Annotated in this window: 8 protein-coding genes and 1 tRNA gene; 6 read left to right on the top strand and 3 right to left on the bottom strand. The window is 37.6% G+C overall.

Annotated elements, in window-relative coordinates; translation table 11 throughout:
• The 6 genes from RQ763_RS08175 to RQ763_RS08150 all read left to right on the top strand — a co-directional run.
• The coding region (locus RQ763_RS08175) for a sigma 54-interacting transcriptional regulator (protein ID WP_314152286.1) at nucleotides 1-641 on the top strand (641 nt) is incomplete at its 5' end.
• 9 nt (nucleotides 642-650) lie between these two features.
• A complete protein-coding gene (locus RQ763_RS08170) occupies nucleotides 651-1,685 on the top strand; it encodes an aspartate-semialdehyde dehydrogenase (RefSeq protein WP_314152284.1) in 1,035 nt (344 codons plus the stop codon).
• 1 nt (nucleotide 1,686) lies between these two features.
• Nucleotides 1,687-2,205 carry a YqhA family protein gene (locus RQ763_RS08165; RefSeq protein WP_314152283.1) on the top strand — a complete coding sequence of 173 codons (519 nt, stop codon included), beginning with the start codon at nucleotides 1,687-1,689 and terminating at the stop codon, nucleotides 2,203-2,205.
• An 85-nt stretch (nucleotides 2,206-2,290) separates the two neighbouring features.
• Nucleotides 2,291-3,322 carry a uroporphyrinogen decarboxylase gene (gene hemE / locus RQ763_RS08160; protein ID WP_314152282.1) on the top strand — a complete coding sequence of 344 codons (1,032 nt, stop codon included), beginning with the start codon at nucleotides 2,291-2,293 and terminating at the stop codon, nucleotides 3,320-3,322.
• The gene (locus RQ763_RS08155; RefSeq protein WP_314152280.1) at nucleotides 3,323-4,255 is read left to right on the top strand and encodes a radical SAM protein; all 933 of its coding nucleotides are present in this window, start codon (nucleotides 3,323-3,325) and stop codon (nucleotides 4,253-4,255) included.
• A 66-nt stretch (nucleotides 4,256-4,321) separates the two neighbouring features.
• Nucleotides 4,322-4,396 (top strand) — tRNA-Asn (locus RQ763_RS08150).
• Between the two features lie 109 nt (nucleotides 4,397-4,505).
• On the opposite strand, the gene RQ763_RS08145 is transcribed toward RQ763_RS08150, so the two are convergent.
• From RQ763_RS08145 to RQ763_RS08135, 3 genes are read right to left on the bottom strand one after another with little or no spacing between them, the layout of a single operon-like run.
• Nucleotides 4,506-5,579 (bottom strand): site-specific integrase, encoded by a 1,074-nt coding sequence (locus RQ763_RS08145; protein WP_314152279.1) that lies wholly within the window; start codon nucleotides 5,577-5,579, stop codon nucleotides 4,506-4,508.
• Nucleotides 5,527-5,826 carry a hypothetical protein gene (locus RQ763_RS08140; protein WP_314152278.1) on the bottom strand — a complete coding sequence of 100 codons (300 nt, stop codon included), beginning with the start codon at nucleotides 5,824-5,826 and terminating at the stop codon, nucleotides 5,527-5,529. Before RQ763_RS08140 ends, RQ763_RS08145 begins: the two co-directional genes overlap by 53 nt.
• Before the next feature lie 10 nt (nucleotides 5,827-5,836).
• Nucleotides 5,837-6,937: a hypothetical protein gene (locus RQ763_RS08135; RefSeq protein WP_314152287.1), complete on the bottom strand. Its 1,101-nt coding sequence runs from the start codon at nucleotides 6,935-6,937 to the stop codon at nucleotides 5,837-5,839.
• Nucleotides 6,938-6,949: the final 12 nt, after the last annotated feature.

Below are 6,949 nucleotides of genomic sequence, written 5' to 3'. Positions count from 1 at the left end.
AAGCCGGACAGTTTGAACAGGCAAACGGCGGAACACTCTTTTTAGATGAGATTGGTGAGATGCCCTACGGCGTTCAAGCTAAAATCCTTCGTTCGCTTCAAGAAAAAGAGGTGCGAAGATTAGGTTCGTCAAAAGGCATAAAAATAGACATTAGAGTTATCTCCGCTACAAATGCGGATCTAAATGAGAGAATAAAAAAAGGCGAATTTAGAAACGACCTCTATTTTCGTCTCAATACAATTCCTGTAAGTATTCCGCCTCTAAGAGAGAGAAAAGATGAAATATTGCAGATAGCGCAAAAAGTTTTAGAGCAAAATTGTATAAAATACGGTTTTGATTTAAAAAGCTTTTCAGATGAGGCTCTAAAACAGCTACTCGATTACCACTGGCCTGGCAACATAAGAGAACTTATCTCCGTTGTTGAGAGAGCTGTAATTTTGAGCGAAAAGAGTGAAATAACACCCGATGAGCTCTTTTTAGAGCAAAGAGGATTAACAAACACAAAAGATATCGCGTCTATGGAAAAAGAGCTGATTGAAGAGGTGTTGACCTCTACTAATGGCGATGTTGAGGAAGCTTCCAAAACGCTTGGCATGAGCAGAGCAAATTTAGAAAAAAAAATAAAAAACTATAAACTATAAGGAGTAAAAGTGTCAAAAAAATATAATGTAGCGGTAGTCGGAGCAAACGGAGCCGTCGGTGAAGAGATATTGGCAATTTTGCATGAGGTCTCTTTTCCAATCAACAAGCTTGTTCCGCTAGCTAGCTCTAGAAGCCTAGGAAAGAGTGTCGAGTTTGGAAACAGAGAGATAGCAATCCAAGAGCTTACCGACACTGTTTTTGAAGAAGAAAATATAGAGATTGCTCTTTTTTCAGCAGGAGGAAGCGTAAGCGCTCAGTTTGCGGAGGCTGCCGTGAGAGCAGGAGCAGTCGTAATCGACAACACTTCTCACTTTAGAATGGATAAGAACATCCCTCTTGTAGTGCCAGAAGTCAATCCTGAGGATATTGCAAAATGGAAAAAATCGGGAATTATCGCAAACCCTAACTGTTCAACAATCCAGATGGTTCAAGCGCTGAAACCTCTTGATGAAGCATACACCTTGACAAGGGTTGACGTCAGCACATATCAAGCGACTTCAGGTGCGGGGAAAAGCGCCATGGAAGAGCTTGTTAACCAGATGAAAGATTTCTTTTCATTTAAACTCGGAGATAGTGAACACAAAGCGTTTAAACACCAAATCGCTCTAAACGTAATCCCTCAAATAGATGTTTTTCTAGAAAACGGGTACACAAAAGAGGAGATGAAGATGGTAAACGAGACTACCAAGATCATGCATAGAGAAATTCCTCTAAGTGCGACATGTGTTCGCGTCCCTACTCTTCGCGGTCATGCAGAAGCTCTTACTCTTACATTCGCTCAAGATGTTGATGCAAACGAAGCAAGAGAACTTCTTAAAAAAGCTCCAAATATCATTGTTTTGGACAATCCTAGTGAGTCTATTTACCCTATGCCATCAATATCTTTAGAGAAAAACGAGACGTTTGTGGGACGCATTAGAAACGATACCTTCTCAAAAAATATGCTGCATATGTTTATAGTTGCGGATAACTTGAGAGTCGGTGCGGCTACAAATGCAGTTAGAATCGCTCAAAAATGGGTAGAGATGGAAGAGGAAAAATAAAATGCTAGAGAAACTTTTTGAAAAAAGCCTATGGGGTTCAAGATTTATTATAATTCTTGCCGTAGTATTCGGTCTTATAGGGGCTGTTTTACTCTTCGTAGTTGCTAGTTTTGACATATATGAAACTGCTGCTTATGTGATTAACACATATCTAACAAATGCACACCCAGAGCACTTCCATGAAGAGGTAGTCGGAGGCATTATCGGTGCGGTTGACCTTTACCTTATTGGTGTCGTTATGATTATCTTCTCATTTGGTCTTTATGAACTCTTTATTTCAGATATAGACCCGGCAAAAGATCAAGATGGCTGCGAAAACCAACTATTAGCCGTGCACTCCCTAGATCAGCTAAAAGATAAAATATCTAAAGTTATCGTTATGGTTTTAGTTGTTGGTTTTTTTCAAAAAGTAGGGCATACTACATATATTGGTGCGCTAGATCTGCTCTACCTAGCTCTTTCAATAACGGCAGTTGCAGTTGGTCTTTACTTTTTAAGCAAAGTTGGGAAAAGTCACTAAGTTTTACTACCGTAGTGGCGCAAGCGTAGCTTAACGGACGAATTCGTTAAGTGTTCTTAAAATAAAAACAATACGAAGGATTAAAATGAGTAAGATATTTGTAGATGCATGTTTTGGAAAAGAGACTCCATACACTCCTGTTTGGATGATGAGACAGGCGGGTCGTTACCTTCCACAATATATGGAGGTTCGCGCTCAAGCCGGAGATTTCTTAAGCCTTTGTCACGACCCGAAAAAAGCTTGCGAAGTCACACTTCAGCCTGTTGATATAGTTGGAGTCGATGCAGCTATACTATTTAGCGATATTTTGGTTATTCCTGATGAGATGGGGATGGATTTGGAGTTTATAAAGGGCGAAGGTCCTAAATTTAACGACCCTATCAAAACAGAAGCGGATTTAAACAGACTTCTCGGCGGTGAAGAAGCTGCATCTAGACTTACTTATGTTTACGATACTATTAAGCTTATAAAAGAGCAGCTTGCCGATGATAAAGCACTAATCGGGTTTACCGGAGCGCCTTGGACACTTGCAACCTATATGATAGAGGGTGAAGGCACAAAAACTTACAATATCTGTAAAAAAATGATGTACTCTGATCCGGAACTTCTGCATAAGATACTTGCAAAAGTAACTGAAGTCGTAAAGATTTACATGGAGAAGCAGATAGAAGCAGGCATTGACGTTGTTCAGATATTTGACTCATGGGCTGCGGCAATTGAACCTTCAAAATATGATGAATTCTCTTGGAAATATATGGTCGAGATTGCAGACTACTTAAAAGCAAAATATCCTCACATCCCAATCATTATGTTCCCAAAAGGCATTCCAGCATTTTTAGACAAAGTTTACGGAAACTTTGAGGTATTTGGTGTTGATTGGTCAACTCCTATGGCTCTTGCCAAAGAGAAGCTAGGTGACAAGTATGTTCTTCAAGGAAACATGGAGCCATGCAGACTCTACTCAAAAGAGGCAACTACCGAGTGCGTAGAAGCTCTGCAAGATATTATGGGTGGGAAAAGACACATATTTAACCTCGGTCACGGAATTCTCCCTGACGTTCCGGTAGAAAATGCAAAACACTTTATAGCTGAATGCCATAGAGTAAGCAAAAAGTAAGTGAAGACGATTTTTGGTCCCATAAACTCAAGAAGATTTGGTTCTTCTTTGGGTATTGACCTCTCACCTTCCCTAAAACAGTGCAATTTTGACTGCCTATACTGTGAACTTGCTCCAAGTGCTACGACAGATAAACAAACAGCCGTTGTAGAGGTCTCTACGATTATTGCCGAGTTAAAAGAGCACCTAGATGACAAAATAGACGTCATAACCATAACCGCAAACGGTGAACCTACCCTCTACCCGCATCTTGATGAGCTTATAGATGAGATAAATAAGATAAAAAACGGCACTCAAACGCTTATACTCACGAACAGCGCGACACTTGTCGATGAGAAAGTTTTCAACTCTCTTTTAAAACTTGACCAAGTCAAGCTCTCTCTTGACGCTCTAAGTGAGAGTGTTTTTAAAAGAATCGACAGACCTCATGCGGGCATAGAGATAAAAGATATTGTCCTAAGAGTCATAGAGTTTAGCAAAACATTTAAAGGAAAACTTTTCATAGAGATTCTCTTTGTTCACGGACTCAACGACACAGAAGATGAGATAAAAAAACTGAGTGATGTTTTACTCAAACTAAACGTCGCAAGGGTTGATCTAGGCACAATAGACCGCCCGCCCGCATATCCGGTAAGTGGACTAAGCTACAAAGAGCTACATAACGCATCCCTGCTCTTTGACGCATCTCTTCCCATCCATATAGCTTCAAGGGTTCATGCTGAGCCGAACAATAGTCACTATGACGATGAAGAGATTTTAAACACGCTAGACAAAAGACCGCTAACCATGGATGATATCAACCTGCTCTTTGATGAAGAGAGTAAAAAAAGACTAAAAAATCTCATATCTGATTCAAAAATAGTCACAAAAAAGGTCGGAAATTTGGAATTTTTCATCCTACACGAAAATGAGAAGAGAAAACGCTCCAAGTAACCCTCAGGCTTCTTGACTTTTTAAAACCCATTGAGTATAATTCCGACCTATCAAACATTTAAGCATTCCGAATTAGCTCAGCGGTAGAGTAGGTGACTGTTAATCACTTGGCCACTGGTTCGAATCCAGTATTCGGAGCCACACTTTTTATAATCCCTAAAATACGAACTTTCAGAGTTTTAAAAATCTTTGGTAGCTATATGGTAGCTAAAATATTTTTCAAGTATTACAGTTTTTTATAATACACCTACTAAAACAATCCTATTGACTTATCAATTTTTCTCATTTCTGAGGGAATAAACTTGTTGTACTTTTGTATCAACATTTCTATATTGGCGTGTCCCATTATCTGTGCTATATGATTAATGCTAAACTTTCCGCTTGAAAGCATCATAGTAGCAAAACTTGAACGTGTATCATATAACCTTTGATATGGCATATCTAATTTTTGAAGTAGTTTTTTCCAATGATAATCTCTTATGCGGTTTCCATCGTTAAACGGTGTACCATATATAGATAAAAAAACATATTCGCTTTTCTTGCTTGTCATTTTATACTGACTTTTCAGATATGGAAGCAGTTCATCAAATATAGGAACTGTTCTATAACTCTTTTGAGTTTTAGGAGTTATGTCTTTCCCATATCGTCGAGTCCGTTTCACTTCAAGTTCTTGCATCTCAAAGTTAATATCACTCCATTTCAGAGCAACTGCCTCTCCTGTTCTAAGCCCAGTAAAAAATGAAAGTGCCAAAAAATTTCTAAACCATTCATCCTCTGCACTAGAAATAAGTAGTTTCATAGTCTCAACGTCAAACGGTTTTGCACTGCCTTGCTGTTTTTTTGGTCGTCTGATATAGTCAAATGGATTTCTATCTACTGCCTCATCATAAAACGCTTCTTTAAAGATTGCACTAAATATATTTGCAATATAAATTGATGTTCCACTACTTCGATTACTAACCCAGTAGTTATACCACTTTTTTATCTCTGATAGTTTTATAGAGCTTATATCCCTATCTCCAAAGAGAGGTAAAATCTGATTACGAATAATCGAGTCATATCTTGTGTAAGAAGCATCTTTTAATAAAGCTTTTTTACTTTTCAGAAAAAGTTCTGCATAAAAAGCAACTGTCTTAATATCTTTTTTTGGAGATATGTCAATTTGTCCTGTTTGAATTTGAAATAACACATTAGGAAGAAGGTCATTCTTCACTAACTTACGATTTTTAGCATTATCCTCTAGCCCAGTGGGTTTAATAACCCTCTGTCCGTTATGATATATACTTAGATAGAGTTTGTTGTTTTTGGCATAAAGGCTTGCCATCAGCTTTTCCTTTCGCCCTAATCCACTTATCTATCTCTAATCTATCAAAGAGCATTTTAGACTCTCCTATCTTAAAGTAATGTTTATCAAGTTCAAACTCTCCATTATAGAGCTTCTGTTTTATGAAAGATTCACTCACTTTTAGATAGCTAGATAGCTCTTGACGAGAAAGATAAGGCGAGCTTGATTGTACGAGCATATCTTTTATCACTGGAAGCAGTTCCAAGTATTCATATTTAATATCCATCCGCTACCACCTAAAAAAGAGACTCTTGATACAGAGACTTGCCTCTGTACTTTAGCTCTATAAATGCCGTTTCATGCTTTTTCATAAGAGCCTTTAAATCTGAGTTTGGATCTGTCATAAGATTCTCTATCATCTTTATATGCTTCTCTAGCTCTAAATCATCAAGCTCTTTTAGATTTATAGACTCTGATATGATTTCATAAACTACATCCAGCTCTTTTTCTATATTGGCAGATTGAGTTATCAGATATTTAGGCTCTCTGCTCCTATGATAAGCTTCAAGCACTTCTTCATAAAACCTCTCATCAACTATGATATTATGGACATAAGCTTTTCTAGCTAAAGATACTTGCTCTTTCATTGCATCTTCAATAGTGTAGAAGTAGTTTTTTCTCTTTAATCTCTCCAGTGGCATATCAAGAGCCAAGAACTCTTTTAACTCGTATGAGTCGCTAAAGTGTTTCCATAAAGGATGAACCTCTGCTTTATATCTGTTTTGCGAATTGATAGAGTTCTCTGATATGGTAGATAAATCTACTAATCTGATTGCATCCATAGACTCTCTAAAGAGCTTCTCTGCATACCCGAGCAAATCATCCACCGTATCAATGTTATACATCTTCAAATGCTTCCTATGCATCTCAAACTCTATGTTAAAGATATCATCTTGTGCGTTAAAGCCGTTATTTAAAAAATACTCATACATCAACTCACTTTTTTTAGATGTTTTCAGCTCCTCTTTTTTATCATATAGACGAAGTAAAAAAGGTGCTTTTCCAACGTATAGTGTTTGAAGTCTGTATTTAGATGAAACTTCTTTTAAATGAGTCGTATATTGACGTTTACGGCTTACAAACATATCTTTTTCAAGCCACGACATATTTGACTGAACAAACATATTTAAATCAGCTCTAGTGACTGGCTTATAGTTTGTTCTAACTTCTTTGAAGATATCATCCGCATATCTAAGAAGCGCTTTTAGTCCTAGTGTGTAGATACCGACTGCCGTGAACTGTACTTGTATATCATTTAAACCTCTGTTTGTCAGATTATCTTTAAATCCGACAGTGGAATGACCCCCATAAAGTAGACAAACTTTTAATCGGTTAATTTGATAAAATAG

The sequence above is a fragment of the Sulfurimonas sp. genome, from assembly GCF_032250635.1.
Classification (GTDB): Bacteria; Campylobacterota; Campylobacteria; order Campylobacterales; family Sulfurimonadaceae; genus Sulfurimonas.
The sequence above is the reverse complement of the archived record's forward strand: the minus strand, read 5'-3'. Positions and strand labels throughout refer to the sequence as shown.

What these genes read in the sequence shown, in the direction of transcription:
- RQ763_RS08145 (WP_314152279.1), bottom strand. Translation starts at nt 5,579, where the DNA reads ATGGCAAGCCTTTATGCCAAAAACAACAAACTCTATCTAAGTATATAT.
- hemE (WP_314152282.1), top strand. Translation starts at nt 2,291, where the DNA reads ATGAGTAAGATATTTGTAGATGCATGTTTTGGAAAAGAGACTCCATAC.
- RQ763_RS08165 (WP_314152283.1), top strand. Translation starts at nt 1,687, where the DNA reads ATGCTAGAGAAACTTTTTGAAAAAAGCCTATGGGGTTCAAGATTTATT.
- RQ763_RS08140 (WP_314152278.1), bottom strand. Translation starts at nt 5,826, where the DNA reads ATGGATATTAAATATGAATACTTGGAACTGCTTCCAGTGATAAAAGAT.